The sequence below is a fragment of the Dorea sp. AF36-15AT genome, from assembly GCF_003477705.1.
In the GTDB taxonomy this organism is placed as follows: Bacteria; Bacillota; Clostridia; order Lachnospirales; family Lachnospiraceae; genus Claveliimonas; species Claveliimonas ammoniilytica.
The window spans coordinates 17,486-43,824 of sequence record NZ_QUDV01000008.1 but is presented as its reverse complement, the minus strand read 5'-3'; the positions used below and the strand labels follow the sequence as shown (position 1 = coordinate 43,824).

The window sequence follows — 26,339 nt, the reverse complement described above, 5'->3', positions numbered from 1 at the left end:
TTTTTAAATTTTTTTGTCGTACACCACTGTAAAACAGGCTCTCAGCGTTTCGTTATATAGAGGTTGAATTCTTTTTTGCAAAAATAATTGTAAATAGAGATTTTGATAATATGACACAAAGGAGGAAGCAAAGATGACTGAAATCGAATACCAGGAATTTGTAAGGCGTTGTCCTTACGATGCTATGGGCGATTATTCCATGTTCCGCAAACAGCAAACAGAGAATAAATCAGAGTGCATTCAGTGCAAATCCCAAAATGAGCAGTAATCTAACATACTAATTATGTAAGCAGATTATGCGTTATCAAGGAGTCGCGGACTCCCGTTCAAAAAAAACGGGTGAGTTCGTGACCTCTTGTGCTGCAGTTCTTTATGTCTGTGCAGAAATTTCATAAAAGATGGAAAGAACCACCCGGAGCCGAAAGGCAGAAAGGTGGTCATTATGTTGACATTAAAAGAACTGAAGAAGATCGTGAAGGTTGCTGATATGGAGAAAAGAATCCCAAGCATGAAATCCTTGAAAGAACACAAAGTTGTAGTAAAAGAAATGATCAATGCAGATACAACGATCTCTGTTTATGATCACGGATATGTGCTTTATACAGCGGGAAATCAATCAACCGTATTTCCGCTTCATAGTTGTGATGACTATGAATATGTGAGTGTAACTGGCGATAACAAGGAATTCAATAAAGAGTTCTTTGATAATGAAAACTGGTATATCCGTCTGCTGATGGAGGCTGAAGACCGTATGGCATACAGCCAGAGCAAAATCAGCACCAATCATGGTGTATTTTCTAACAGCGATGTTACAGATGATGCGGAGATTATGAGAGGATCTTCAAAAGATTTTGTTGACGATGTTATCGACAGAGAAATTCTGAATGCGCTGATCAAGGAATTGACAGAGAGGCAAAAGACGGTACTCAATCTGATTTATTTCGAAGAAATGCGCCAGCAGGATGTCGCAGATTATCTGGGAATCAAACAGCAGAGTGTAAATGACCTCCTGAACAGGGCATTAAAAACGATGAAAAAAAAGGCTGAAAACGAAGAATTTTAAAAAAATTGAATTAGACCACTGTAAAACAGGCTCTGAGCGTTTCGTTATATGAAGGGTTTGCATAGAACACCTTTATGTACCTTGAAAAATGAATAGCCTGCCCGGAGTGATATTTGGTTTGAACATGCATAGAGCGAAAAGCTGCGTGTCTGCCAGAAGAAAACGTATCAGAGATGGAAACTGATATAGGAACGGATCTGGGAAAGAAAACAGGAAAACGCTTAAATCTTAAATCAAAATAAAATGTCTGAATCTAAAAAGAGGATGACAGTAGAAATCATGTGGCGGTATTTGTGACAAACAGGTACCGCCATATATTTGTGCTGTTATCTCAGCTTGTGCTGACTGTCCCAAATAGCGCAAATTTCAAGAAAGGAGGTGATTATCTTCGTATAAAAGATAATATGCAGAAACTAACAGATAACCATACACAAAAGAATCAGAAAGGAAGGATTTAAGAGAATGAACGTGAAAAAGAAAGCACGCAGGGTGATGTCCGGTTTACTGACTGCAGTAACGGTTCTATCGACGGTACTCTCTCCCGCTGTTGCCTATGCTTCTGATGATGCTGGATCTGTAAAAAAGATTCCGCATTATGAAGAGATCAAGGATCAGCTGGATGAAAATGAAGTGGTAACTGCAAAGGATTATGAGATCAAGGTTGGAGACAATTTCGATGTAAAGAATGATTATACCGGTCTTACGATCCAGGATGACAGCAAAGTAAAAGTTACATTTCAGGAAGCAAAAGATACGGACGGGAATGATTTTTCTACCGATTATGCCAATTCCTATAAGGCAGTCTATTATGTAGAACCACAGACAACGAATCACCCAACCTACCAGATCAATCGAAAGATCGTGGTAAAAGAAGCGGATCAACAGAAAGATTCGCAGTCAGAAAGTTCTTCTGATCAGGATACTGGTTCTTCCGATAAGACAGAAACAGAGGATTCTGAGGCTGACTCGTCTACAGAGGAAACTGATGCGGCTGACACGGAGAGCAAAACAGAACTGACAGAAAAAGAATTTGATGCAGAGATCGAAGAAACGGAGGATCAGGAGACCGTTGATCCGGAAACAGGGATTACACTCTCAGAGGTTATGCAGGAAGCTGTTGACCAGGATGTTGCTCTTGCAGATCTTGAAGCAGGCGAAAGTATTACTTTCGATATGCCAATGATGCTTGCTTCTGGTGAGACAGGAACAAAATCAGTCACTGTTACAGCTGGTTCCTGGTACTATTATGCAGACTATGGATTAGGTTCTTATCTGACTTGTCCATATTATGTGAAATGGGGAAGCATCAATGCGACAGCATACTGTGTTGAACCATCGAAAAAAGGACCGGGAAATGGAACTTATACGATCCAGAAACTTGCCGATGGAAAGACACTTGCAAAGGTCTGCTATTACGGAACAAAAGCAAGTGATGAGAATGGTTTCTTCGATGAGAAACATCCGGATTTTCCGGCAGGAAAGAGATTCATCATTACCCATCTTGCAGCAGCTTATGCAAATGGATCCAGTGACTGGGCATCCGGAACCAATGCAACAGGAAAGAACCTGGCAATGGAACTTTACAATTATTGTGTAAATATGCCGGACATTCCGTCTGTAGATATGAGCTTTTCCGAATCTAATGTAAAGGCTTATGTGGAAGGAAACAGCCAGCGAACAAGCGTGATCACATTCAAAGCAGATAAACTGCAGACAATCACATTTAAGTTGCCAAGCGGTGTAAAGCTTGTAAATGTGACAACCGGTAAAACCAGTGCTGCAGGAGCAAGTGTAGAAATCAGTGGAGGTACACAGTTTTATCTGACAGCACCACTTGATCAGGCAGAGAGCGTCAGTGTTACATTTTCTTCTCGGATGAAGGGAAGCATTGATAAAGAATACTCTGCTTACAAGATTGTAACAGGATCCGGAACACAGGACCTGGCTCTTGTTTTCGGTGAAGGTGTCGGAAATGAGAAATATGTGGATTTTAAAGTAACCTGGACAAAAGAATGCAAGGTATCCATTGTAAAGAAAGACCAGGATACAGGAAATGCACTGGCTGGTGCAGTGTACGGGATCTATTCCGATGCTGCATGTACAAAGCTGATTGCAGAGATGCCTGCAACAGATCAGAATGGTGCTTCACAGCTCACAATGGAAAAGACACAGGAAGTTGTTTATCTGAAAGAAATCTCTGTTCCAACAGGATATCAGATCGATACAAAGTCTTATAATGTGACTCTTGCTATCGGAAAGACAACGACCAAAAATGTAACAGACAAACGTGTAAATGCAAAGCTCAACATTGCAAAACAGGATGCTGAGACAGGGAATGCAGCACAGGGTGATGCAACGCTGGAAGGTGCAGTATATGGTCTTTATGCAAGGGAAGATATTGTTCATCCGGATGGAAGAACCGGAACAATCCATAAGAAAGACAGCCTGATCACATCCCTGACAACGGATAAGAATGGCGAAGCTTCTGTATCAGATCTCTATCTTGGAAAGTATTATCTGAAAGAGCTTAGTGCTCCGGTGGGATACGTACTGGATCCGACAGAACATGAGGTGGACTGTACTTACGAAGGTGCTACTGTTCCGACAGTAGAAAGAACTTCTGTATGTAAAGAAACAGTCATTAAGCAGCCGTTCCAGATCATTAAAGCCGCAAACAATGGAAAGACCGATGCAGATCTTCTGCAGGGAGTCGGTTTTTCAGCATGGCTTGTTAGTGATCTGAAAGTAAAAGCAGATGGAAGTTATGATTTTGACTCAGCCAGACCAGTTGTACTGACTGCAGATGGTCAGACAGAAATGTTTACCGATGAAAAAGGATATGCAAGATCGATTCCGCTTCCATATGGAACTTATGTGGTAAGAGAAACCACAAGCAAACACAACTATGCATCGGTTGATGATTTTGTAGTGAAGATCACAGAGAATCATCCGGATACACCGCAGACATGGCGAGTGCTGTTGGATAAAGAATTCAAAGCAAAATTAAAGATCATCAAAAAGGATGCAGAAACACAGAAATCGGTACTCCTGGCCAATACTGAGTTCAAGGTATACGACCTGGATAACCAAAAATATGTGGAACAGACAACATCCTATCCGAAGCCAACGGTACACAAATCCTATTTCACAAATGAGGAAGGATACCTGGTACTGCCAAAGAATCTGAAACCTGGCAACTACCGGATTGAGGAAGTGACGGCACCCGATGGGTACACAATATCCAAAAACTATGTGACAGTCGCTGTTGATACAGATACTGCTTATCTGACAGATCCTGTCACAGGAGATGCAGTCATTGATGTGGAATATACCAATGCCCCGGTCAAAGGTCAGTTAAAGATCTATAAACAGGGTGAAGTGTTAAAGGGATTTGAGAAGGATTTCCAGTATGAAATGGCTGGCCTTGCAGGTGCAGAATTTGAAGTCTATGCGGCAGAGGATATCTATACTGCCGATCATCAGGTAGATGCAGATGGACAGAGAACTCTGTATTTTGCAAAGGATGCACTGGTAGCAACCGTCACAACCAATGCAGATGGTTATGCAACCGTAAAGAATCTTCCGCTTGGTAGATACTATGTCAAAGAGAAGAATGCACCGGACACTTATGTGTTAAATACTGTGTCGGAAAATGTCGAATTTGCTTATGCGGATCAGGATACTGCAGTGATCGAGAAAGAAATCTCTGTCACAGATGAACGACAGAAAGTATCGATTACTGTCGAAAAACAGGATGTCGAGACAGGCAATACAGTAGCCGGAGCAGTATTCGGTATTTATAACGCAAAAGACATCCAGACAAAAGATGGAAACGTGATCGTCAAAGCAGATACTCTTTTACAGGAAATGACTTCTGATGAAAAAGGTCAGGCAGCTTGTACGCTGGATCTACCACTTGGAAGCTATTATGTAAAAGAACTGAAAGCACCGGACGGATTTGTATTATCTGAGGAAGTATTGAGATTTGATGCTTCTTATCAGGGTCAGGAAGTACAGACAGTGAAACTGAAATCTGCAGTGAAGAACCAGCCGACAACTGTTGAGATCACAAAATCAGATGCAACAACCGGTGTAGAACTGGATGGAGCTTATCTGAAAGTAACGGATAAAGATGGAAATGTAGTAGATAGCTGGACATCTTCCAAAGATGCACCGCATGTGATCAAATATCTGAAAGTGGGTGAGACTTATACCCTACATGAAGAGTTTGCACCGCATGGTTATCTGGTAGCCAATAATGTGACATTCACAGTCAAAGATACCGGAGAAGTTCAGAAAGTGGAAATGAAGGACGAGGTACCGGTTGGTGAACTCATCATCAACAAAAAGGGAGAATTCCTGGATTCTGTTACACTGGCCGATAAGGTCAAAGGTGTGGTGGAACACATTTTCAACTATGTAACCGGAAAGCTGACAGATGTTACGTTTGAAGTCTATGCTGAGGAAGACATTAAGGCTGCCGATGGCGTCAGTGACGATTACTATAAAAAGGATGAACTGATCGCAACGATCAAGACAGATGAAACCGGTATTGCAAAACTGGAAAATCTTCCACTTGGTAAATACTATGTGAAAGAAACAGGAACTGCTTACGGTCATGTACTGGATGGTGAGATCCGTCATGTAGATCTGACTTACGTGGATCAGAATACACCAGTTGTAGTCTATGACAAAGACTGGCAGAACAACCGCCAGAGAGTAGAAGTCACTGTACTTAAGAAAGAAAAAGATTCTGACCGTACATTGGAAGGCGCTATCTTTGGATTATTTGCCAAAGAAGACATTAAGTCTGAGACAACAGGTAAAGTCCTGATTGAAGCCGATGAGATCATTGAACTGAAATCTACGGATGAAGAAGGAAAGATCACATTTGTTGCAGATCTTCCAATAGGAGCAACTTACTATGTAAAAGAGCTCTATGCACCGGACGGATTCGTAACCAACGATGAAGTAAAGGAATTTACGTTTGAGTATGCAGGTGAGGATCAGCCGACTGTAACCTATGATTTTACCTTTGAGAATCAGCCAACCATTGTAGAATTTACCAAATCCAGTCTGACAACCGGAAAAGAACTTCCAGGATGTAAGCTGAAAGTGGTAGATGCTGATGGAAATATCGTGGATGAATGGACTTCCGGTAAAGAAGCACATGTGATCCGTGAGCTGACTGTCGGAAAAGAATACACACTGGTTGAAACAAAACCTGCTGATGGTTACGTGACAGCTGAAAGCGTGAAGTTCACGATCAAAGATACTGCCGATGTGCAGAAAGTTGAGATGAAGGATGATGTAACGAAGGTGAAAATCTCCAAACAGGATATCGCCGGAAAAGAACTTCCGGGAGCGAAACTCACAATCCTTGATCAGGATGGAAAAGTTGTGGAAAGCTGGACCAGTACAGAGAAAGCACATTACATCGAAATGCTTCCGATCGGAAAATACACTCTCCGTGAAGAAACAGCACCGGATGGCTATCTGGTTGCAAAAGATGTGGAATTCAAAGTAAAGGATACCAGTGTAGTACAGCATGTAACCATGGTGGATGAGGAAAAACCGGCAGAAAAGACACCGGAAGGTGGAAAACCTGTCAGTGATTCACCAAAGACTGGGGATAACACCAATCTGTGGCTGTGGTTTATGCTTCTCGGCATTGGTGCGACTGGTACAGGAGCCCTTGCATTTATGAGAAAAAAGAAACACTAATTAAATAAGAATGAGCGTTCATGGAAACCGAAAGGAATCTGTGGACGCTTTTTTAGATGGGAGAAACCATGAGAAATATCATTATTTTTGTTGCTCTTCTGGGAGCAGCGGCAATATTTACAGTTTTGTATTGTCTCATTGCTGCCGGAAGTCAGGCAGAGAAAAAACTGACAGAAATCATGAGAAAAGAGGAAGAACAGAATGAAGACTAATAAAGATCTGATCATAGAACCAAATGCAGCTATTGAGGGAAGAAAGTACAGCGAAGAAAAGCCATGGTCCTGCAAGTACTGTTACTGGTGGGGAGGCAAAAAGAAAGGCTGTAGCTTGAAACAGTGCCACTATCTGCTTCCGGAAAAGAAAAAAGCAGTAAAAACAACACCATGTGGTGGCTGTCCGTATGGAAAACATGTTCCATGCATCGGATATTGTATTGCCCGTCTTTATTCTGAGATGAAAGGAAAGAAAGGACGTGGGTAATTGCAGGAAGAAGTAAATCAGAAAGTGATCAGCCTGAGCATCCAGGGAGTCAAGATCACTGCCAGTGTGCTAAAAGCAGCCCTTCGGAAGTTCCTGGAAATGGACAACCGCAGGAAACAGAAAGCAACGCAGGTGAAAATGGCAGAAAAGACCGGACGGGCTCAGGAGAAAGGAAGGGAAAAAGCCCGAAAAAAGATTGAAAAGAAAAAGCCGCATGGAAAGCAGACCATCAAGCAGCTGAATGCACAGGGAGTACAGCTTTCCAACTTAAAGATCACAGATGAAAATATCAAATCCTTTGACCGTGTGGCAAGAAAATACGGCATTGATTACAGCTTGAAGAAAGAAGTTGGTGCTGATCCACCGAAATATCTGGTCTTCTTTAAGGCAAAAGACGTGGATGTGATGACAGCGGCTTTCCGGGAATATGCCGGAGTAGAACTGAAAAAGAAACAGGTGAAGAAACCATCTGTCAGAAAGAAACTGCAGAAATCTGTAGAAAGAAAAGCAAAGCACCGCCAGCGTGTGAAGCAGAGACAAAAATCCAGAGGTCAGGAACGATGATTAGGGAAAAATTACAGAAGATCCAGGTCAAACGGCTGGTGGTCTTAAATCTCCCATATTTCTTTATTTTCTATGTAGCAGATAAAGGATCCTGGCTGTACCGGCATTGCCTGGGAGAAAGCATGGTCCAGAGACTTGGCGTGATGTTAGTCAATTTCCGACTGGCATTTTTAAGCTGGCTGCCAAGTGTCGCTTTGCAGGACCTTGCAGTAGGTGTTCTGGTTGCAGGTGCATTAAAACTGGTGGTCTACTATCGTTCAAAAAATGCAAAGAAGTTCCGACAAGGTGTGGAGTATGGATCGGCCAGATGGGGAAATAGAAAAGATATCGAACCCTTCATGGATCCGGTCTTTGAAAACAATGTCATCCTCACAGAAACGGAACGTCTGACCATGAACAGCAGACCAAAAGCACCAAAGTATGCCCGAAATAAGAATGTGATTGTCATCGGTGGTTCCGGATCTGGTAAGACAAGATTCTATGTGAAGCCCAACCTTATGCAGATGACGGACCACGTATCCTATGTGGTCACTGATCCAAAGGGTACGATCATCGTTGAATGCGGGAAGATGCTAGTAAATGGAGGATACCGGATCAAGGTATTAAATACGATCAACTTTAAAAAGTCCATGCATTACAATCCGTTCCATTATATCCGGAGTGAAAAAGACATCTTGAAGCTGGTCAATACCATTATCGCGAATACCAAGGGTGAGGGCGAAAAATCCAATGAAGATTTCTGGGTCAAAGCGGAACGTCTCTTGTATTCTGCACTGATCGGATACATCTGGTATGAGGCACCAGAGGAAGAACAGAACTTTTCTACTCTGTTGGAATTTATCAATGCCAGTGAGACCAGGGAGGATGATGAAGAATTTAAAAATGCAGTGGATGAATTGTTTGAAGAGCTGGAAGCAGAAAATCCAGAACACTTTGCAGTAAGGCAATATCGCAAGTACAAGCTTGCTGCCGGCAAAACTGCAAAATCGATTTTGATTTCCTGTGGTGCCAGACTTGCACCATTTGATATTCAGGAACTAAGAGAAATCATGTCCTATGACGAGATGGAACTGGATATGATCGGTGATCAGAGAACAGCTATGTTTGTCATCATCAGTGATACAGATGACACATTCAACTTTGTGGTAGCAATCATGTACACCCAGCTCTTTAACCTGCTTTGTGATAAAGCGGATGATGAGCATGGAGGCAGGCTTCCCTATCATGTACGACTGCTTCTTGATGAGTTCAGCAATATCGGACAGATCCCAAAATTCGACAAATTGATTGCTACGATCCGAAGCAGGGAAATCTCCGCTTCTATCATTCTGCAGTCACAATCTCAGCTGAAAACAATCTATAAGGATGCGGCTGAGACGATCACGGGTAACTGTGACACCGTTCTTTTCCTGGGTGGAAAGGAAAGTTCCACACTGAAAGAAATATCAGAAACCCTGGGAAAGGAAACCATAGATCTTTACAACACATCAGACACCAGAGGCAGCAACCGGTCCTATGGGCTGAATTATCAAAAGACTGGAAAAGAACTGATGAGTAGAGATGAGCTGGCGGTCATGGATGGAGAAAAATGTATCTTACAGCTTCGTGGAGTCCGGCCGTTTTTAAGCAACAAATATGACATCACAAAGCATAAACGGTACAAAGAGCTTGCCGATTTTAATAAGAATAATGCGTTTGATGTCGAAAAGTATCTGGCACACCGACTGGTGATGTCCGAAGATACAGAATTTGAAATGTATGAAGTAACTGTAACACAAGAAGACGTATCAGCGATTGAAGCTGAGGAAGGTGAGGACTGATATGAAAGAAAGAATTCGAGCACCCTGCTACTACTGATAAGGATACAAAAAGGTCTGAATAAAAGGGAAAGGAGTAGAGCCAAACGCTTACAGACCATAAGAAAAGCGTTTGTTCATACATTTGATTATGGCTTTTTTTAGCAGTGCAATCAATATCCTTCAGACACTGGTCGTTGCAATCGGTGCCGGTCTTGGTGTCTGGGGCGTAATCAACCTGATGGAAGGTTATGGAAACGACAACCCGGGTGCAAATGCTCATATACGGTAAAGAAGCAACAACACAAATTGAGAACAGCGTACCCTACTATTCTGTATCAAGTGGAGCAGTAACACGAAAATGTTGCTGCTCCATTTTCATGCCCCTTAAATAAATTCCTTGAATCTGCTTGACTTATATTACGGTTAGTGATATATTTATTACAGTAACCGTAATAAGGAGGCTGGACTATGAGAGACAATGCAAAAAGTGGCGCACTTACAGAAGTGACCTTTTATATTTTACTCTCTCTTTATACACCAAAACACGGATACGCCGTTATGCAGTTTGTTGAAGAAAAAACGGGCGGGCGGCTTTCGTTAGGCGCAGGCACTTTATATGGAGCATTAAACTCTTTGCAGGACAAGAAGTGGATTGAACCTTATGGAGATAGTGAGGGAAGAAAAAAAGAATACCATATTACAGCACAGGGAAAAGAAATTGCAGAAAAAGAGCTTGCAAGACTAAATGAACTTGTAAGCATTGCAAGTGAAATTATTGGAGGTGCAGTATGAGTAAAAAATGTTATCGCTTTTTTGGCGGATTGCTAAATACGCAGGAAAAATGGCTAAACAAAATGTCTGAAAAGGGTTATCGACTTGTTCGGACAGGAAAACTGTTATACGAATTTGAAAAATGTAAGCCCGATGAAGTGACCTATTGTGTAGAGTTTATCGGAGAAAAATCAAAAGAGAGTTCAATAGATTATGCTAATTTTTTGGAGGATATGGGATATAAGGTGTTTTTTAAAAATATCAATCTAAACTATTCTGTTGGAAAAGTTCGCTGGCGCCCATGGGCAGAAAGGGGCGGTCGTATTGCGACAAACACAACAACTTTTAATCGAGAAATCTTGATTGTGGAAAAAGCAAATGATGGAAAGCCTTTTGAACTCCATACCTCTTATGACGATAAAGAAAAATATTATCGCAACTTACGCAATCCGTGGCTATTTCTACTGCTCATGTTTGCACTATTCGCAGTTACAAAGCAGTCTATAATCTTTGGTATTTTTGCGTTGGTTTCTGTAATTCCTGGCAGTATATATCAAATACAGATAATGAAAATCCGGAAGGAAGCCAAGACACAGGAATGGTGAGGAAATAAATAGCAAATCCAGCCGAGCCTGTCAACGGTCAAGATGAACGGCGGAAATGTGCCGCCGTTGACAGCCCCGCCCGTCTTTGCTGTTCGGTAATCAAGAGGGCGACAGCACAAGACGCTGCCGCCCTCTGCCATTATTCAGAAAGGGGGATTTTCCATGACCGAACACGAAAAGTATCAAGAACATATCCGGCATACACACGATGCCTTTTGCAAGACTGTTATTCGCCACGCTGCCATAGACGCAGCCCGGAGCATACGGAGCCGCCGCAAGCGGGAAATCTCGCTTGAATATCTGATAGAAGAAAAACACTATCCATTCAGTACCACAGATAAATACTTTGCGGAGCAATCCGGCATGACCAGCTATCCGCTTTTCGTCTGTGGTCAGATGGTGCTTTTGGAAAGTCCAGAGCTTGCCGCAGCCCTGTCCGCACTATCACAGATGGAACAGGAAATCATTTTCTTGTACTACTTCCAACGATTGACGCATAGGGAGATTGGACGGAGATATGGACGGGCTGGCAACACAACCGGGCGGCGTATTCAGATGATTTTACGGCGGCTACGGGCAGAGTTGGAGGGTTTGTCCTATGAGCCAGCTACTTCCCTATGAGACAATCGTTAAGGCAAGCGAGGGCGACCCGGAAGCTGTTGCCGCCGTCCTATCCCATTATGCGGGATATGTCCGCTCTTGTGCGAAAATGGACGGACAGATTAACACGGATATGCAGGAGCATATCGTCAGGCAACTGATAGAAAGCCTGTTGAAGTTCCGCTTTGACCGCTAAACAGAAAAGTTGTATAATTAGAGCCTGACAAATTAAACTTCAATGAGGGTAGAGCAAATGGAACAGATTATCAATTATAGAGACATACCCACAGATAAAAGGATTGACATATTAAATGCTCTTGAGCGAATAGGTTTTTTTCCGGCATACGGCGGCGTGAGAACAATGCAGCAAATTATGGAAAAGTCAGTTCCAGGTTCAGGCCCACAATTCTATTTCGTTTTCCGTGAAAATGAGTTGATAGGGTACAATTTTCTCATTGGGGACACTAAGAAATATAAAGCGTTCCCATGGCTTGCTATTAGCAATATGGATGAGCAGAAGTTGACTGTTTGTGAAGAACTGATGAAAATACAAATTGCCTTTTTTGAAGAACTCGGAATGCAAAAGATAGCAGATCATTGCGTTAGGATTATGGAAGATTACAGAAAAGGAATTGGAAAGCGGAAAGAAAGCGATTGCAGATAAATTCCATTTGAAAAACGGCTGACAATTTAATACCGCCGCCCATCACAGCGGCAGATAAGCAGTAAATCTTGAAAAGGTTTACTGCTTTTTTTGCGCCCATTTTCAAAAATCTTTGGCAAACCACACCGCCGGATTGTTGTAGGGAGCAGACAGGAAAAACAAAAAAATTTCCGCTGCGTTTGCCAAAACGACCCCTTTTCACCGTTGTAGTGGTGAACAGCGGGCAGAACACGCCGCCGCAATCGCTATATTGGTGGAGCAAGCCAGTATATCCGCAAACCAGAGCCGCCGAGGAAAGCGGTAGTTTTTTAGAGCAAGATTCTACCACGGTGCCAAAATCCGCATATCTGCGGTTTTGCCCCCTTTGGTAAATCTTGTTGGGGAGTGCCTTCCCCAAACCCTGCTCATGCGCCCTGTCGGGCGAGAAAGGAGGTCAACGCTTGAAGAAAAAATACAACACGCCCCACCGCTGCCATGTGGTCAAAACCCGCATGACCGAGGAAGAATACGCCGACTTTACCGAGCGGCTGAAACACTATGACATGAGCCAAGCCGAATTTATCCGGCAAGCCATTACACGGGCGACCATTCGCCCCATCGTTACCGTTTCCCCGGTCAATGATGAACTGTTGTCCGCCGTTGGCAGGCTGACCGCCGAATATGGAAAAATCGGTGGCAACCTCAATCAGATTGCCCGCGCCCTCAACGAGTACGGCACACCATACAACGCCCTGTCCGTTGAAGTCCGCGCCGCCATTTCTGACCTTGCTGCCTTGAAGTTTGAAGTCCTGCGAAAGGTAGGTGACGCTGTTGGCAACATTCAAACATATCAGCTCTAAAAATGCGGACTATGGCGCAGCCGAGCAGTACCTCACCTTTGAACATGACGAGTTTACCATGAAGCCCACCCTTGATGAAAACGGGCGGCTCATGCTCAGGGAGGACTATCGAATAGCCACGCTGAACTGCGGCGACGAGGATTTTGCCGTTGCCTGTATGCGCTCCAATCTCCGCTATGGGAAGAACCAGAAGCGGGAAGATGTAAAAAGCCACCACTACATTATCAGCTTTGACCCACGGGACGCGGTGGACAACGGTTTGACCGTAGACCGGGCGCAGGCGTTGGGCGAGGAATTTTGCCGGAAGCAGTTTCCTGGACACCAAGCCATTGTCTGCACCCACCCGGACGGACACAACCACAGCGGCAATATCCATGTGCATATCGTTATCAATTCTCTGCGGATAGCCGAAGTTCCATTCTTGCCCTATATGGACAGACCGGCAGACACCCGCGCCGGGTGCAAACACCGCTGCACAGACGCGGCGATGGAATACTTCAAAGCCGAAGTCATGGAGCTGTGCCACCGGGAAAATCTCTATCAAATCGACCTTTTGCATGGCAGCAAAAGCCGCATTACCGAGCGTGAGTATTGGGCGCAGCGGAAAGGGCAGGTAAAGCTGGACAAGGAAGCTGCCGCCTTGCCAGCCGAGGAGCAGCCAGCCAAGCCCACGAAGTTTGAAACAGACAAGGAAAAATTGCGGCAGGCCATACGCACCGCGCTGTCCTCTGCCGCAAGCTATGGCGAGTTCGCCGCCGTTCTCTTGCAACAGGGCGTGACTGTCAAGGAGAGCCGATGGCGGCTATCCTACCTCACGCCGGACAGGACAAAGCCCATTACCGCCCGCAAGCTGGGAGATGATTTTGACCGCGCTGCCGTTCTTGCCCTTTTGGAACAGAACGCCCACAGAGCCGCCGAGCAGACCGCAACCGTACCCGAATACCCCCGCAACATAAGGGAGCGTTTGCAGGGCAAAAAAGCTGTCCAAACCACCCCGGAAAAGGACGGTATTCAGCGCATGGTTGACCGGGCAGCGAAGCGAGCGGAGGGAAAGGGCGCGGGCTATGACCGCTGGGCGGCAGTCCACAATCTGAAACAAATGGCGGCTACCGTTGCCGCCTACGGGCAGTACGGCTATTCGCCGGAGGAGCTGGACGCAGCCCTTGTATCCGCCAATGCGGATTTACAGGACAGCACCGCCAAGCTGAAAGCCCTGGACGCTGCTATCCGGGAGAAAAAGGAACTTCAGACACAGGTGCTTGCCTATGCCAAGACCAAGCCTGCCCGTGACGGTCTGAAAGCGCAGAAAACGGAAAAAGCCCGCAGCGCCTACCGGGAACGGCACGAAAGCGATTTTATCATAGCGGACGCAGCCACCCGTTATTTTCGGGCGCATGGCGTTTCCAAGCTGCCAAGCCATAAAGCCCTGCAAGCGGAAATCGAGCAGCTTACCGCCGAAAAGAACGCCCATTACAACGAATACCGGGAGAAAAAAGCCCGTGTCAAGGAGCTGCATACCGTGAAAAGCAATCTTTCTCAAATCCTGCAAGGCGAGAAAGACAGAGAGAAAAAGCACGAACATGAGCGTTAAAAACCGCCCCGAAACGATACCAAAACGGGGATATGCCCTGCACCCTATCCGCAATACTGCCCACCTTTGAAACGGGGCGCACAGCGCAGGAAATCCCCGAAAATGACACCGAGAAACTACATTTTTACCGACCTATCCGCTTATACCAGCGGAAACGGCAGAAAGGAGCGAGAAATGCCACGCATGAGCAAAAAGCGGCGGTTGGAATGGAGCTTTTTCCTCAACCACCGAAACCGTATTACCTACAATGACCTTTGCCGGGGCTGCACACACGGCTGCAAGCAGAGCTTCCGGGCGATTATCGTCCTCTGCCCCCGGTATTTCTCTAAGAGATGGAAACACAGGGAGGACACCGCCAATGGCAGATAACCGCAAATATTACTACCTCAAACTGAAAGAAAACTTCTTCGACAGCGATTCCATTGTGCTGTTGGAGGACATGAAAGACGGGATTTTGTATTCCAATATCCTCTTGAAGCTGTACTTAAAATCGCTGAAAAATGGCGGCAGATTGCAGCTTGACGAGCATATCCCCTATACCGCCCAGATGATAGCCACGCTGACCCGTCACCAAATCGGGACGGTGGAACGGGCATTAGCCATCTTCCAGCAGTTAGGGCTTGTGGAGCAGCTTGACTGCGGGCTGCTTTATATGACCGACATCGAGCTGATGATCGGTCAATCCTCTACCGAAGCGGAACGGAAACGCGCCGCAAGGCTTGAAAATAAGGCACTTTTGCCGCCGCGGACAAATGGCGGACATTTGTCCGACATTCGTCCACCAGAGATAGAGATAAAGAAAGAGATAGATATAGAGTTAGAAAAAGAGGGAGAGTTAAAGGGACAAGCCATCGCCCGCAGCTATGGCAGATATGAGAATGTATTTCTGACTGATACGGAGCTTTCCGAACTGCAAGCGGAGCTGCCCGAAAAATGGGCGTACTACATTGAGCGGCTTTCCGGCTATATCGCGTCCACGGGCAAGAAATATAAAAACCACGCCGCCACTATCCGCAGATGGGCGGCAGACGATACCGCAAAGGCTGCCCCGAAACAGGGCATACCCGAATACACCTGCAAGGAGGGCGAGAGCTTATGAGTAATCTGTTTACAGAACGAGTTTTGAATATGGCGGCTGTTACCCCACAGCCGGAGGACTACACGGGCGAGGACGGACTGCTTTACTGCGGCAAGTGTTACACTCCGAAAGAAGCCTACTTCCCGGAAAAGCAAGCCGCCCTGTTTGGGCGTGACCGCCACCCGGCAGAATGTGACTGCCAGAAAGCCCAGCGTTTGGAGCGTGAAGCCGCCGAACAGCGCAGAAAGCACCTTGACACCGTGGAGGACTTGAAGCGCCGGGGATTTACCAATCCTACCATGCAGGAATGGACTTTCGCCAACGACAACGGGAAATGCCCGCAAATAGAGATTGCACACTTCTATGTGGAGCATTGGGAAACCATGCGCGAGGAAAATATCGGCTATCTGCTATGGGGCAAGGTCGGCACAGGAAAAAGCTATTTTGCCGGGTGTATCGCTAATGCCCTCATGGAGCAGGAAGTCGCTGTCCGCATGACGAACTTCTCTGCGATTTTGAATGACCTGACCGCCAGCTTTGAGGGGCGCAACGAGTATATCGGGCGTCTTTGCCGTTTTCCTCTGCTTATCATTGATGATTTTGGAATGGAGCGCGGCACAGAGTACGGTTTAGAACAGGTCTACAATGTGATTGACAGCCGCTACCGCAGCCGCAAGCCCTTAATCGTTACCACCAATCTGACATTGGACAGCCTGCAAAATCCGCTGGACACCGCCCATGCCCGGATTTATGACCGCCTTTTGGAAATGTGCGCCCCTATCCTCTTTACGGGAGAGAACTTCCGCCGTGAAACGGCGCAAGCCAAGCTGAACAGACTAAAAGAATTGATGAAATGAAAGGAGTTGCCTATGGCAGAGAACAAGCAGAACACCACCCCGGAACGCCGCCCGGACTGCGTGACAGAGATCCGCATGGGCAACACCGTCCTTGTCGTTTCCGGATTTTTCAAAAAAGATACCACCGACACCGCAGCCGATAAGATGATGAAAGTGCTGGAGGCGGAAGCCGCCGCAGGACACAAAGCCCAGCTTTCGCCCTAACGCTACAAGCCGCACAGAAAAATCGTCATTTTACCGGGCGGTAAAGAAGCAGAAGCCGCTATACAGACAGCCGCCCCATGTGGTATAATCGAAATACGGAATAGTGGGGCTGGCTGTCGGAAACGGAGGATTTTATGTTAAGACAGACCACCCAGAAAATCACTGCCCTTTATCCAAGACTATCCCATGAGGACGAGCTGCAAGGCGAAAGTAATTCCATTTCCAACCAGAAGCGTATCCTTGAAACCTACGCAAAGCAGAACGGCTTTTCCAATCTGCGCTGGTACACGGACGATGGCTATTCTGGTGCGAACTTCCAAAGACCGGGCTTTCAATCCATGCTTGCGGACATTGAAGCCGGGAAAGTGGCTACCGTTATCGTAAAGGATATGTCACGGTTAGGGCGAAACTACCTGCAGGTGGGAATGTATACCGAGATGATTTTCCCACAAAAAGGCGTCCGCTTTATCGCAATTAACGATGGAGTGGACAGCGCACAGGGCGATAATGATTTTGCCCCTCTGCGGAACATTTTCAACGAATGGCTGGTGAGAGATACGAGTAAGAAAATCAAAGCTGTAAAACGGTCAAAAGGCATGAGCGGCAAGCCTGTTACGAGCAAACCCGTGTACGGCTACCTCATGGACGAGGACGAAAACTTCATCATTGACGAGGAAGCCGCACCCGTGGTCAAGCAGATATACCGTCTGTGCCTTGCCGGGAACGGTCCGACCAAGATAGCCCGTATGCTGACCGAGCAGGAAATCCCAACGCCGGGAACGCTGGAATACCGCAGGACGGGCAGCACACGCCGCTATCACCCCGGCTATGAGTGCAAATGGGCGACAAATACCGTGGTGCATATCCTTGAAAACCGGGAGTACATGGGCTGTTTGGTGAACTTCAAGACGGAGAAACCGTCCTACAAGACCAAGCACAGCATAGAAAATCCCATTGAGAAACAGGCAGTTTTCGAGAACCACCATGAGCCTATCATCGACACCCAGACATGGGAGCGTGTGCAGGAATTACGCAAACAGCGCAAGCGTCCGAACCGCTATGATGAAGTGGGCTTGTTCTCTGGTATGCTCTTTTGCGCGGACTGCGGCAGCGTCATGTATCAGCAGCGTTACCAGACCGATAAGCGGAAACAGGACTGCTATATCTGCGGGAACTACAAGAAGCGCACCCATGACTGCACCGCACATTTTATCCGCACCGACCTTTTGACTGCGGGCGTTCTCTCCAATCTACGGAAAGTGACGAGCTATGCGGCAAAGCATGAAGCCCGTTTTATGAAGCTGCTGATCGAGCAGAACGAGGACGGCGGCAAACGCCGGAACGCCGCCAAGAAAAAGGAACTGGAAGCTGCCGAAAAGCGTATCGGTGAACTTTCCGCTATTTTCAAGCGGCTGTATGAGGACAGCGTAAGCGGTCGCATTTCTGACGAGCGTTTCACGGAGCTTTCGGCAGACTATGAAGCCGAACAGCAGGAATTGAAAGAGCGTGTTGCCAGAATACAGGCGGAGCTTTCCAAAGCACAGGAAGCTACCGTAAACGCAGAAAAGTTTATGAACATTGTCCGCAAGCACATGAACTTTGAAGAACTGACCCACACCCTCTTACGTGAGTTTGTAGAGAAAATCGTTGTGCATGAGTGCAGCTACGATGAAAACGGCACACGCAGACAGGATATTGAGATTTACTATTCTTTCGTCGGCAAGGTGGACTTGCCCGAATGACCGCCTGCCCTATCCGATACCAGAGCTGAGTATCGGATAGGAAAGGCAAAATTTTTTACACTTCTATTACTTCTTTATCACACATAAGCAAAATCCCAGGGAATTAAGCAGCTGATGAGCGGTGGTGGTGTTATCCTGATCGGAACACAGCTGATCCCGCTTCTGAGTGGATTATTTGGTTAAGAGAAAGGAGTAGAGATCCATGTTCAGTCAGATTTTTGATGCGATTGAGGAATGGATGAGGGAACTCTTAACCGGGATGATCACTTCCAATCTAGATACGATGTTTACTGATGTCAATCAAAAGACCGGTGAGATCGCCACCCAGGTTGGACAGACCCCGCAAGGGTGGAACGGCAGCATATTCAGTATGATCCGGAACCTATCGGATTCTGTGATCATGCCGATCGCAGGTATTATTATCACACTCGTACTCTGTTATGAATTGATTTCTATGCTGACCGAGCGCAACAACATGCATGATATTGATACCTGGATGTTTTTCAAGTACTTCGTAAAAATGTGGATCGCTGTATATCTGGTGAGTAACACATTTACGATCACAATGGCGGTATTCGATGTGGGCCAGCACGTAGTTAATTCTGCGGCCGGTGTTATCACAGGAAGTACCGCCATTGATATTTCTTCAGCATTGACGGATCTTTCCGCAACCCTGGAAAGTATGGAAATCGGAGAACTTGTTGTATTGGCGTTAGAAACCCTTATTGCCGGCTTCTGTATGAGAATCCTGTCTGTACTGATCACAGTGATTATGTATGGACGTATGATAGAGATTTACCTATATACCTCAGTTGCGCCGATTCCATTCGCAACTATGAGTAACAGAGAATGGGGACAGATCGGCACGAATTATTTCAGAGGACTCTTTGCCCTGGCTTTCCAGGCATTTCTGATGATGGTATGCGTTGCAATCTATGCAGTGCTTGTTGCAGGTATCCAGTATTCAGATAATCTGAGTTCTTCATTATTTGGCGTTATGGCTTACACGGTGATCTTATGTTACAGCCTCTTTAAGACGGCATCCTTAAGTAAGTCGATATTTAACGCGCACTAAATTACAGGAAGGAGTGAAAATCATGGCATATGTCAGCGTACCGAAAGATTTAACGAAGGTAAAGAATAAAGTAGCATTTAACCTGACCAAAAGACAGCTGATCTGTATCGGGATAGGTGCTGCAATGGGAATTCCAAGCTATTTTCTCTTGCGTAATGTGATGGGAAACAGTAATGCAGCAACGGTCATGGTGCTTTTAATGTTACCGCCATTTTTATTTGCCATGTACGAAAAAGACGGGATGCATCTGGAAGATGTTCTGATGCATATGATCCGGGTGAAGTTTCTTCGTCCGCCCGTCAGAAAATATGAAACTGAAAACTATTATGAGACAGATCCGGAACAGATCAGACAGTCTCCGGATGCAGGAAAATCGAAAGGAGGAAAAACGGTTGCGAAAAAAGAAAAATAAGAAAACTGTCGCAGATACCGGATACAAAAAAGTAGACAGAAAAGAGAAAAAGAAAAAAGAAAAGCAGGAAGAGAAACGCAGGCAGAAAAAACTGTCCGTCCAGCAGTCGATCGCTTATAAGGAAATGGGAAGAGATGGAATCTGCAGGGTACAGGGAAAAACTTATTCTAAGTGTATCCGCTTTTATGACATCAACTACCAGCTGGCTCAGAATGAAGATAAAAATGCAATCTTTGAAAACTGGTGTGATTTCCTCAATTACTTTGATGCCAGTATCCATTTTCAGCTGAGCTTTATCAATCATAAGAGCAGCATGAAGGAGTTTGAGCAGGTGATCCAGATCCGGCCACAGGAGGATGCTTTTGATGATGTTCGCATGGAATATGCAAAGATGTTGAAACAGCAGTTGGCAAAAGGAAACAACGGTCTGGTGAAGTCAAAATATATCACATTTGCCATTGAAGCAGAAAATATCCGGGAGGCAAAACCAAAGCTGGAACGTATCGAGTCGGATATCCTGAATAACTTTAAGATCCTGGGAGTTCCGGCATATCCGCTGAATGGCGTGGAACGTCTGCAGATCCTATATGAGACATTCAATCCGGATGTGATGACAGATTTCCAGTTTGACTATGGATCCATGATCCGGACAGGACTCAATACAAAGGATTATGTGGCACCGACCAGTTTTGTGTTCCGGGACAGAAATACATTCCAGATGGGAAATACCATCGGGGCTGTCTCCTATCTGCAGATCCTGGCGCCGGAGCTTACGGATAAGATGCTGGCAGAATTTCTGGATATTGATAAGAACCTGATCGTCAACCTGCATGTGCAGTCGGTGGATCAGATGAAGGCAATCAAGCTGGTAAAAAGCAAAGTGACGGATATCAATCGTATGAAAATCGAAGAACAGAAAAAAGCAGTCCGGGCCGGATATGATATGGATATTATCCCATCGGATCTGAACACGTATGGCGGAGAAGCGAAAAGGCTTCTGGAAGACCTGCAGTCACGAAATGAGCGTATGTTCCTTGTAACAGCGCTCTTTTTAAATACCGCAAAGACAAAGCAGGCACTGGATAATGCCATCTTCCAGACTGCCGGTATCGCCCAGAAATATAACTGTGTACTGAAACGTCTGGATTATCAGCAGGAAGAAGGACTTATGAGTAGTGTTCCGTTGGGAGTAAATCATATCCCGATCAAGCGGGCTCTTACGACTACCAGCACAGCAATCTTTGTTCCATTTACGACACAGGAACTATTTATGGCGGGAGAATCCTTATATTACGGATTGAATGCCCTTAGTAACAACATGATTATGGTGGATCGTAAAAAGCTGAAAAACCCGAATGGATTGATCCTTGGTACACCTGGATCCGGTAAATCCTTTGCAGCAAAAAGAGAGATCACCAATGCGTTCTTTGTTACGAAGGATGACATTATCATCGGAGATCCGGAGGGCGAGTATTACCCGCTGGTCCATGCACTTGGCGGACAGGTAGTACACATCTCACCAACCAGTAAGGATTATATCAATCCGATGGATATCAATATGGATTATTCCGATGATGACAATCCACTTGGTGTGAAATCTGATTTTGTCCTGTCCTTATGTGAGCTGATCATGGGAAGCAGGGATGGTATTGAAGCAGAGGAAAAATCAGTGATCGACCGTTGTCTTCCACTGGTGTATCAGAAGTACTTTGCAGATCCAAAACCGGAAAACATGCCGGTCCTCGGTGACCTGTATGACTGCCTCAGAAAGCAGAAAGAACCACAGGCCCAGAGAATTGCAACAGCACTGGAAATCTATGTAAATGGATCACTGAAAGTATTCAACCATAGAACCAATGTGGAACTGAATAATCGAATTGTCTGTTTTGATATCAAAGAGCTTGGAAAGCAGCTGAAGAAAATCGGAATGCTCATCGTCCAGGATCAGGTATGGAACAGAGTTACGATCAACCGTGGCATCAAATCCACCAGGTACTACATCGATGAGTTCCACCTTCTGCTCAAAGAAGAACAGACAGCAGCTTATTCCGTAGAAATCTGGAAGAGATTCCGTAAATGGGGAGGTGTACCGACTGGTATCACTCAGAACATTAAGGATCTTCTTGCCAGCAGGGAGATTGAAAATATCTTTGAGAACAGTGATTTTATCCTGATGCTGAACCAGGCGGCAGGTGACAGACAGATCCTCGCAAAACAGCTGAATATTTCCCCATATCAGTTGTCTTATGTGACGAATTCCGGGGAAGGAGAAGGACTTCTTTTCTATGGAACAACAATTATTCCATTTAAGGACAAGTTCGATAAGACCTTGAAGCTGTACAGTTTGATGACTACAAAACCGGAAGAAGTTGAAAAACGAGAGAAAGAAATGGAGGCGGAAAAACATGAAGGAAATCGATAAGATCCGAATCAGGCAGTGGAACCAGGATAATCCTTACATTCAGATGAAAAATCTGGAAAATGTGCAGCCAGGATACCGTGTTCATACAGTCAATGATGATCATCATCTGTATGAACTTCCGCTGGAAACACAGAATATTATCCTTGACTGGGTATTCTGGAATTTTTATCCGGCACAGAAAATCTATCCGCATCTTACCAGTGATGATCTGAAAGAAGTTTTGTATAAACGTACCCAGATCCATCTGCACAACAATCAGTTCAAGGAGGCTATGCTGATCAATGGTTTCTGGCCGAGAGATCCGAGTGAATTGAACTGGGTATTTCATATTCAGGCGAGCTCTCCAGCAATCAGGACACAGGCAGATGGTTATCCTGGTATCCCGATTATAGGACGCCAGGAACTGAATGAGTACAGAAAGAAAAGTTGTGCCAGGAGGTGATGACCTATAGCTGGAAAAGAATTTAAAGGCAAAGATAAAAAGGTCGCAAAGATGACCAGAGATGGTCTGACAGAAGAAAATCTCCATGATGGTAGTGTAAAAGATATCAGTCACAGGAGCCGTGGGCGACCGGAAACTAAAGAAGAATTTGTTCCTGAACGGGAACGGAAAAAGGCTGAGAATGAAGATTCAAAATCGGGAAAAGGAAAACGACTGCAGATGGAGAAAGTCCGTAAATCTTCTGTCCGGCAGGAAGCTGTTGAGGATACAGTTGAAGTTACACCGGAAGAAAAAGTATCCGGATATCGAAAGAAACTGCATCGTTATGAAAAAATCCCGGATGATGATAATAATCTGAACAGCCAAAAGAAATCCATTCGGAAGAAACAGTTGCAAAAACAGATGACCAAAGAACAGGCAAAAGCTGGAAGATTATCTTTTGATGATGAAGGAAATCAGATGGTGAAAGGTGCTGGCATGAAACCGGGAGGGACAGCCGGGAAATACATTGCTACACAAGCTGTTATATCTGGCATGAAAGCAGTCTCTTCCGAAGAGGAAGAAACAGATGAAAATGCAGGTGTGGAAAGTGCCAGACTTGTAGAGCGTGAAACAGAAGATGCGTTACGTGGTCTGCGTCATGCTCAGATCCGCAGCAAACGGACGGATGTGAAAACCCATCGCAGAGGTTATCGTGAGGCTACTGTAGAAAAGAAACTGAAATTTGGTTCTGCAGAAAGTATGGAAGGAGTCAAGAATGCAGAAACGGTAAAGAAAGCCGAACAAAAGAGACATTTCTATAACCGCTTCTTCCAGAAAAAACGATATAAGGATGCTTACCGAGCAGCCAGAGCCGGAAAATCCGCTGGCAGTCTGGGTGGAGCAACAACCATTGCCGGTGTCGAGAACATGACGGTAAAAGCAAAGATCGCCTTGAAAGAGATCATAAAGCGTAATCGTGCCATGTTCGCAGGCATCGGTATTTTTGCGCTTCTTTTTCTTGTCATAGCGGTATCCCTGGGGAGCTGCAGTGCCTCTATAGAGGGAGCTGGATCTGTGATCGGTATTACAACGTATCCAAGTTCGGATGAGGATATCTATGCTGCTGAAAACAGATATGCTGCTTTGGAAAGTGCCTTGAACCAGCAGATCAATGAGATGGAACGAAGACATCCGAATTATGACGAGTATCAGTACAACATTGCTGAGATCGGCCATAATCCATACCATCTTATCTCGTATCTTACCGCAAAATATGGGGACTGGACGTACGCAGATGTTGAAAACGAGCTGCAAGCTCTTTTTGAAGCACAATATCATCTGAATACGGAAGGTCGAACAGAAACGGTGACAGAAACCAGAAATGTTCGAGTCGGAGAATCATTAGGACAGGTAGTGACCAGCGGATATTGTAACTGTCGAATCTGTTGTGGTGTATGGTCCGGAGGTCCAACTGCTAGTGGTGCATATCCAACTGCAAACCATACCATTGCTGTAGATGCTTCCAATCCATTTGTGCCGATTGGCACTAAGGTAGTAATGAATGGTGTGGAATACACAGTTGAGGATACCGGAGCCTTTGCACGATATGGTGTGCAGTTTGACGTTTACTATGATAACCATGCTGCCGCTTCTGCTCATGGACATCAGACCTGGGAAGCCTATATCGCAGATGACAATGGCAGTCAGGAAGTAACGGTTACCAGTACAAGCACTAAGAAGATTCTATATGTGACACTGACAAATGGAAGCTTTGACGCTGTGGCAAGAGCCAATCTGAATGCGGAGCAGCTGATCATCTATAATGCATTAAATACGACCTATGGAAACAGAAATTATCTGTGGGATGTAAACAATGTGACCAGTGGATCAGGCGGTAATGGAATGAGTTATGAGATTCCACCGGAAGCACTGCAGGATGAAGAATTTGCCCGGATGATCCGAGAAGCAGAAAAATATCTGGGAGTACCTTATGTATGGGGTGGCTACTCTCCATCTGGATTTGACTGCTCAGGTTTCGTATCCTATGTCATTAACCATTGTGGTAATGGCTGGAACTATGGACGGTTGACCGCAGAAGGATTAAGAGGCGTATGTACTTATGTATCACCGGGAGAAGCAAAACCAGGAGATCTGATTTTCTTCCAGGGAACGTATAACACATCCGGTGCAAGCCATGTGGGTATCTATGTCGGTAACAATATGATGATCCATTGCGGGGATCCGATCCATTACTCAAATATCAGCACATCCTACTGGCAGCAACATTTCATGTGCTTTGGAAGACTGCCATAAAGGGGTGAACGAAGGGAGGTGAAAGTTTGAATAAAAAGATTAAAAAATATCTGGATGAGATTGTCAAGACAGAGAAAAAGATCGCGGATCTGCAGCAATATCTTAGGGGTGTCCAGGCTGCATTAAAGCAGGAAGAGGACAATGAGATGATCAGGTGCATCCGTGGTATGAAGATGGATAATGATCAGTTATATGATCTTTTGGATGGTATCCAGAGTGGAACAGTTAAATTTCAGGTAAGCAGGGAGTCTGACGAAGAAGGTTCAGGCTCCTTTGTATTCACAGAAAAAAATAAGGAGGAAAATCAGAATGGTGAAATGGAAGAAAATGAATAAGAAAATGGCAGGACTGTTGTTGGGAGTCATGATGCTTTTTACAGCATCAACCACAGCATTTGCCTATGTGGATGAATCAGCAGAGGCATCCAAAGTAGAGACAACTCAGACAGAGCAGTCAACAGACAAAGAAGAGAAAAAAGATGACAAAAAGGATGAGGTGGCAAGTACAAGTGAGGTGCTGCCGGAAGATGGAACAGACAAGGGAACTGCCTTTACGACACCAGGAAATGGCGAAGTCAAGGATGACATTACCGATGATTCCACAAAGGAATTTCTTACGGTTACAACGAAGAATAATAACACTTTCTATATCGTGATCGACCGCAGTGCCACATCCCAGAATGTCTATATGTTATCCCAGATTGATGAGAATGATCTGTCTGAATTTCTGGATAAAGACAGCACTTCTACTGTCGTAACACCACAGCCGGATACATCAAAGGTAGTGTTGGATGAAACAAATAATGAGGATGTAGACAAGGAAGCTACCGTTGATCCGGAGAAAACAGCATCTACCAAAACCAATATGGGTGCAATGGCAACAATCCTGATTTTGGCTCTCGGCGGTGTGGCAGCTTACTACTACTTCAAGATCTATAAGCCTAAAAAAGAGGAAGATGAGGATGATCAGCCGGAAGGTTTGGAAACAGATGGACTGGAAGAAATTTCGGATGAGGAAGAGTCTGAAGACGAAGATTTTGAAGAAAATGAAAAATAAATAAACTTTTTTAGTGGAGGGGGCTGTAAAATATGCTCTCTCCGTTTCGTTATATG

The 26,339-nt window shown here is 45.2% G+C and carries 28 protein-coding genes and 1 pseudogene; 28 read left to right on the top strand and 1 reads right to left on the bottom strand.

The genetic code is table 11. The annotated features are described in order from the left end of the window. Positions 1-133 precede the first annotated feature (133 nt). The 13 genes from DWZ93_RS15105 to DWZ93_RS11430 all read left to right on the top strand — a co-directional run bounded on the left by DWZ93_RS15105 (position 134) and on the right by DWZ93_RS11430 (position 12,270). The gene (locus DWZ93_RS15105; RefSeq protein WP_255785577.1) at positions 134-268 is read left to right on the top strand and encodes a hypothetical protein; all 135 of its coding nucleotides are present in this window, start codon (positions 134-136) and stop codon (positions 266-268) included. Between the two features lie 174 nt (positions 269-442). After that, positions 443-1,063, top strand: a complete 621-nt coding sequence (locus tag DWZ93_RS11485; protein WP_118453020.1) for a sigma-70 family RNA polymerase sigma factor — start codon at positions 443-445, stop codon at positions 1,061-1,063. Between the two features lie 462 nt (positions 1,064-1,525). Then, the gene (locus DWZ93_RS11480; RefSeq protein WP_118453019.1) at positions 1,526-6,787 is read left to right on the top strand and encodes a SpaA isopeptide-forming pilin-related protein; all 5,262 of its coding nucleotides are present in this window, start codon (positions 1,526-1,528) and stop codon (positions 6,785-6,787) included. Positions 6,788-6,855: 68 nt separating this feature from the next. Beyond that, positions 6,856-6,999: a hypothetical protein gene (locus DWZ93_RS14875; RefSeq protein WP_164492145.1), complete on the top strand. Its 144-nt coding sequence runs from the start codon at positions 6,856-6,858 to the stop codon at positions 6,997-6,999. Then, a complete protein-coding gene (locus tag DWZ93_RS11475) occupies positions 6,989-7,267 on the top strand; it encodes a hypothetical protein (protein WP_005423569.1) in 279 nt (92 codons plus the stop codon). Before DWZ93_RS14875 ends, DWZ93_RS11475 begins: the two co-directional genes overlap by 11 nt. Then, a complete protein-coding gene (locus DWZ93_RS11470) occupies positions 7,268-7,831 on the top strand; it encodes a PcfB family protein (RefSeq protein ID WP_114100248.1) in 564 nt (187 codons plus the stop codon). It abuts the gene before it with no gap. Then, positions 7,828-9,651 (top strand): VirD4-like conjugal transfer protein, CD1115 family, encoded by a 1,824-nt coding sequence (locus tag DWZ93_RS11465; RefSeq protein ID WP_118358487.1) that lies wholly within the window; start codon positions 7,828-7,830, stop codon positions 9,649-9,651. Before DWZ93_RS11470 ends, DWZ93_RS11465 begins: the two co-directional genes overlap by 4 nt. A gap of 127 nt (positions 9,652-9,778) precedes the next feature. Beyond that, positions 9,779-9,919, top strand: coding sequence for a Maff2 family mobile element protein (locus DWZ93_RS11460; protein WP_118453018.1), 141 nt, complete (start codon positions 9,779-9,781; stop codon positions 9,917-9,919). Between the two features lie 179 nt (positions 9,920-10,098). Next, positions 10,099-10,422: a PadR family transcriptional regulator gene (locus tag DWZ93_RS11455; protein ID WP_005927798.1), complete on the top strand. Its 324-nt coding sequence runs from the start codon at positions 10,099-10,101 to the stop codon at positions 10,420-10,422. Then, a complete protein-coding gene (locus tag DWZ93_RS11450) occupies positions 10,419-11,006 on the top strand; it encodes a DUF2812 domain-containing protein (protein ID WP_005927795.1) in 588 nt (195 codons plus the stop codon). The genes DWZ93_RS11455 and DWZ93_RS11450 overlap by 4 nt, the downstream gene beginning before the upstream one ends. Before the next feature lie 162 nt (positions 11,007-11,168). Beyond that, positions 11,169-11,627 (top strand): RNA polymerase sigma factor, encoded by a 459-nt coding sequence (locus DWZ93_RS11440; RefSeq protein WP_023921375.1) that lies wholly within the window; start codon positions 11,169-11,171, stop codon positions 11,625-11,627. Then, a complete protein-coding gene (locus DWZ93_RS11435; RefSeq protein ID WP_005921293.1) occupies positions 11,605-11,802 on the top strand; it encodes a helix-turn-helix domain-containing protein in 198 nt (65 codons plus the stop codon). Before DWZ93_RS11440 ends, DWZ93_RS11435 begins: the two co-directional genes overlap by 23 nt. A 57-nt stretch (positions 11,803-11,859) precedes the next feature. Beyond that, the gene (locus DWZ93_RS11430) at positions 11,860-12,270 is read left to right on the top strand and encodes a hypothetical protein (RefSeq protein WP_015527903.1); all 411 of its coding nucleotides are present in this window, start codon (positions 11,860-11,862) and stop codon (positions 12,268-12,270) included. Here the strand turns inward: DWZ93_RS11430 and DWZ93_RS14870 are convergent. Continuing rightward, a complete protein-coding gene (locus DWZ93_RS14870) occupies positions 12,215-12,667 on the bottom strand; it encodes a hypothetical protein (RefSeq protein WP_173792342.1) in 453 nt (150 codons plus the stop codon). The two genes, DWZ93_RS11430 and DWZ93_RS14870, sit on opposite strands and share 56 nt — an antisense overlap. 43 nt (positions 12,668-12,710) lie before the next feature. On the opposite strand from DWZ93_RS14870, the gene DWZ93_RS11420 reads away from it, so the two are divergent. The 15 genes and pseudogenes from DWZ93_RS11420 to DWZ93_RS11350 all read left to right on the top strand — a co-directional run bounded on the left by DWZ93_RS11420 (position 12,711) and on the right by DWZ93_RS11350 (position 26,283). Next, complete coding sequence (locus DWZ93_RS11420) at positions 12,711-13,109, top strand: plasmid mobilization protein (protein ID WP_040647222.1); 399 nt, start codon at positions 12,711-12,713, stop codon at positions 13,107-13,109. Next, positions 13,081-14,700 (top strand): relaxase/mobilization nuclease domain-containing protein, encoded by a 1,620-nt coding sequence (locus tag DWZ93_RS11415; RefSeq protein WP_182400593.1) that lies wholly within the window; start codon positions 13,081-13,083, stop codon positions 14,698-14,700. The genes DWZ93_RS11420 and DWZ93_RS11415 overlap by 29 nt, the downstream gene beginning before the upstream one ends. Positions 14,701-14,874: 174 nt before the next feature. Further along, positions 14,875-15,069, top strand: a complete 195-nt coding sequence (locus DWZ93_RS15015) for a hypothetical protein (RefSeq protein ID WP_006573562.1) — start codon at positions 14,875-14,877, stop codon at positions 15,067-15,069. Beyond that, positions 15,059-15,799, top strand: coding sequence for a phage replisome organizer N-terminal domain-containing protein (locus DWZ93_RS11405; protein ID WP_117733642.1), 741 nt, complete (start codon positions 15,059-15,061; stop codon positions 15,797-15,799). The genes DWZ93_RS15015 and DWZ93_RS11405 overlap by 11 nt, the downstream gene beginning before the upstream one ends. Next, entirely contained in the window at positions 15,796-16,635 is an 840-nt protein-coding gene (locus DWZ93_RS11400; RefSeq protein ID WP_117930462.1) for an ATP-binding protein, read from the top strand. The genes DWZ93_RS11405 and DWZ93_RS11400 overlap by 4 nt, the downstream gene beginning before the upstream one ends. 12 nt (positions 16,636-16,647) lie before the next feature. Beyond that, positions 16,648-16,839, top strand: a complete 192-nt coding sequence (locus DWZ93_RS11395) for a transposon-encoded TnpW family protein (protein ID WP_005946147.1) — start codon at positions 16,648-16,650, stop codon at positions 16,837-16,839. Positions 16,840-16,973: 134 nt separating this feature from the next. Further along, a complete protein-coding gene (locus DWZ93_RS11390) occupies positions 16,974-18,581 on the top strand; it encodes a recombinase family protein (RefSeq protein WP_006573559.1) in 1,608 nt (535 codons plus the stop codon). An 87-nt stretch (positions 18,582-18,668) separates the two neighbouring features. Continuing rightward, a pseudogene (locus DWZ93_RS11385) lies at positions 18,669-18,764 on the top strand (Maff2 family mobile element protein); the annotation flags it as partial. A gap of 19 nt (positions 18,765-18,783) precedes the next feature. Further along, positions 18,784-19,656 (top strand): VirB6/TrbL-like conjugal transfer protein, CD1112 family, encoded by an 873-nt coding sequence (locus DWZ93_RS11380; RefSeq protein WP_015514791.1) that lies wholly within the window; start codon positions 18,784-18,786, stop codon positions 19,654-19,656. A 22-nt stretch (positions 19,657-19,678) separates the two neighbouring features. Further along, positions 19,679-20,068, top strand: coding sequence for a PrgI family protein (locus DWZ93_RS11375; RefSeq protein ID WP_118453016.1), 390 nt, complete (start codon positions 19,679-19,681; stop codon positions 20,066-20,068). After that, positions 20,019-22,490, top strand: a complete 2,472-nt coding sequence (locus DWZ93_RS11370; protein ID WP_117499804.1) for a VirB4-like conjugal transfer ATPase, CD1110 family — start codon at positions 20,019-20,021, stop codon at positions 22,488-22,490. The genes DWZ93_RS11375 and DWZ93_RS11370 overlap by 50 nt, the downstream gene beginning before the upstream one ends. Further along, positions 22,474-22,932: a hypothetical protein gene (locus DWZ93_RS11365; RefSeq protein ID WP_114100251.1), complete on the top strand. Its 459-nt coding sequence runs from the start codon at positions 22,474-22,476 to the stop codon at positions 22,930-22,932. Before DWZ93_RS11370 ends, DWZ93_RS11365 begins: the two co-directional genes overlap by 17 nt. A 51-nt stretch (positions 22,933-22,983) precedes the next feature. Then, positions 22,984-25,227: a C40 family peptidase gene (locus DWZ93_RS11360; RefSeq protein WP_118453015.1), complete on the top strand. Its 2,244-nt coding sequence runs from the start codon at positions 22,984-22,986 to the stop codon at positions 25,225-25,227. Between the two features lie 26 nt (positions 25,228-25,253). Beyond that, positions 25,254-25,562 (top strand): DUF4315 family protein, encoded by a 309-nt coding sequence (locus DWZ93_RS11355; RefSeq protein ID WP_117788196.1) that lies wholly within the window; start codon positions 25,254-25,256, stop codon positions 25,560-25,562. Then, positions 25,537-26,283 carry a CD1107 family mobile element protein gene (locus DWZ93_RS11350; protein WP_003864570.1) on the top strand — a complete coding sequence of 249 codons (747 nt, stop codon included), beginning with the start codon at positions 25,537-25,539 and terminating at the stop codon, positions 26,281-26,283. Before DWZ93_RS11355 ends, DWZ93_RS11350 begins: the two co-directional genes overlap by 26 nt. Positions 26,284-26,339 lie beyond the last annotated feature (56 nt).

Excerpts from the sequence above, each read along its gene's own strand:
- DWZ93_RS11460 (WP_118453018.1), top strand. The coding sequence starts at position 9,779 with ATGGCTTTTTTTAGCAGTGCAATCAATATCCTTCAGACACTGGTCGTT.
- DWZ93_RS11465 (WP_118358487.1), top strand. The coding sequence starts at position 7,828 with ATGATTAGGGAAAAATTACAGAAGATCCAGGTCAAACGGCTGGTGGTC.
- DWZ93_RS11480 (WP_118453019.1), top strand. The coding sequence starts at position 1,526 with ATGAACGTGAAAAAGAAAGCACGCAGGGTGATGTCCGGTTTACTGACT.
- DWZ93_RS11435 (WP_005921293.1), top strand. The coding sequence starts at position 11,605 with ATGAGCCAGCTACTTCCCTATGAGACAATCGTTAAGGCAAGCGAGGGC.
- DWZ93_RS11375 (WP_118453016.1), top strand. The coding sequence starts at position 19,679 with ATGGCATATGTCAGCGTACCGAAAGATTTAACGAAGGTAAAGAATAAA.
- DWZ93_RS11380 (WP_015514791.1), top strand. The coding sequence starts at position 18,784 with ATGTTCAGTCAGATTTTTGATGCGATTGAGGAATGGATGAGGGAACTC.
- DWZ93_RS11365 (WP_114100251.1), top strand. The coding sequence starts at position 22,474 with ATGAAGGAAATCGATAAGATCCGAATCAGGCAGTGGAACCAGGATAAT.
- DWZ93_RS11350 (WP_003864570.1), top strand. The coding sequence starts at position 25,537 with ATGGTGAAATGGAAGAAAATGAATAAGAAAATGGCAGGACTGTTGTTG.
- DWZ93_RS15105 (WP_255785577.1), top strand. The coding sequence starts at position 134 with ATGACTGAAATCGAATACCAGGAATTTGTAAGGCGTTGTCCTTACGAT.
- DWZ93_RS11390 (WP_006573559.1), top strand. The coding sequence starts at position 16,974 with ATGTTAAGACAGACCACCCAGAAAATCACTGCCCTTTATCCAAGACTA.
- DWZ93_RS11400 (WP_117930462.1), top strand. The coding sequence starts at position 15,796 with ATGAGTAATCTGTTTACAGAACGAGTTTTGAATATGGCGGCTGTTACC.
- DWZ93_RS11455 (WP_005927798.1), top strand. The coding sequence starts at position 10,099 with ATGAGAGACAATGCAAAAAGTGGCGCACTTACAGAAGTGACCTTTTAT.
- DWZ93_RS11475 (WP_005423569.1), top strand. The coding sequence starts at position 6,989 with ATGAAGACTAATAAAGATCTGATCATAGAACCAAATGCAGCTATTGAG.
- DWZ93_RS11370 (WP_117499804.1), top strand. The coding sequence starts at position 20,019 with ATGCAGGAAAATCGAAAGGAGGAAAAACGGTTGCGAAAAAAGAAAAAT.
- DWZ93_RS11395 (WP_005946147.1), top strand. The coding sequence starts at position 16,648 with ATGGCAGAGAACAAGCAGAACACCACCCCGGAACGCCGCCCGGACTGC.
- DWZ93_RS11430 (WP_015527903.1), top strand. The coding sequence starts at position 11,860 with ATGGAACAGATTATCAATTATAGAGACATACCCACAGATAAAAGGATT.
- DWZ93_RS11440 (WP_023921375.1), top strand. The coding sequence starts at position 11,169 with ATGACCGAACACGAAAAGTATCAAGAACATATCCGGCATACACACGAT.
- DWZ93_RS14875 (WP_164492145.1), top strand. The coding sequence starts at position 6,856 with ATGAGAAATATCATTATTTTTGTTGCTCTTCTGGGAGCAGCGGCAATA.
- DWZ93_RS11360 (WP_118453015.1), top strand. The coding sequence starts at position 22,984 with ATGACCAGAGATGGTCTGACAGAAGAAAATCTCCATGATGGTAGTGTA.
- DWZ93_RS11485 (WP_118453020.1), top strand. The coding sequence starts at position 443 with ATGTTGACATTAAAAGAACTGAAGAAGATCGTGAAGGTTGCTGATATG.
- DWZ93_RS11450 (WP_005927795.1), top strand. The coding sequence starts at position 10,419 with ATGAGTAAAAAATGTTATCGCTTTTTTGGCGGATTGCTAAATACGCAG.
- DWZ93_RS15015 (WP_006573562.1), top strand. The coding sequence starts at position 14,875 with ATGCCACGCATGAGCAAAAAGCGGCGGTTGGAATGGAGCTTTTTCCTC.
- DWZ93_RS11405 (WP_117733642.1), top strand. The coding sequence starts at position 15,059 with ATGGCAGATAACCGCAAATATTACTACCTCAAACTGAAAGAAAACTTC.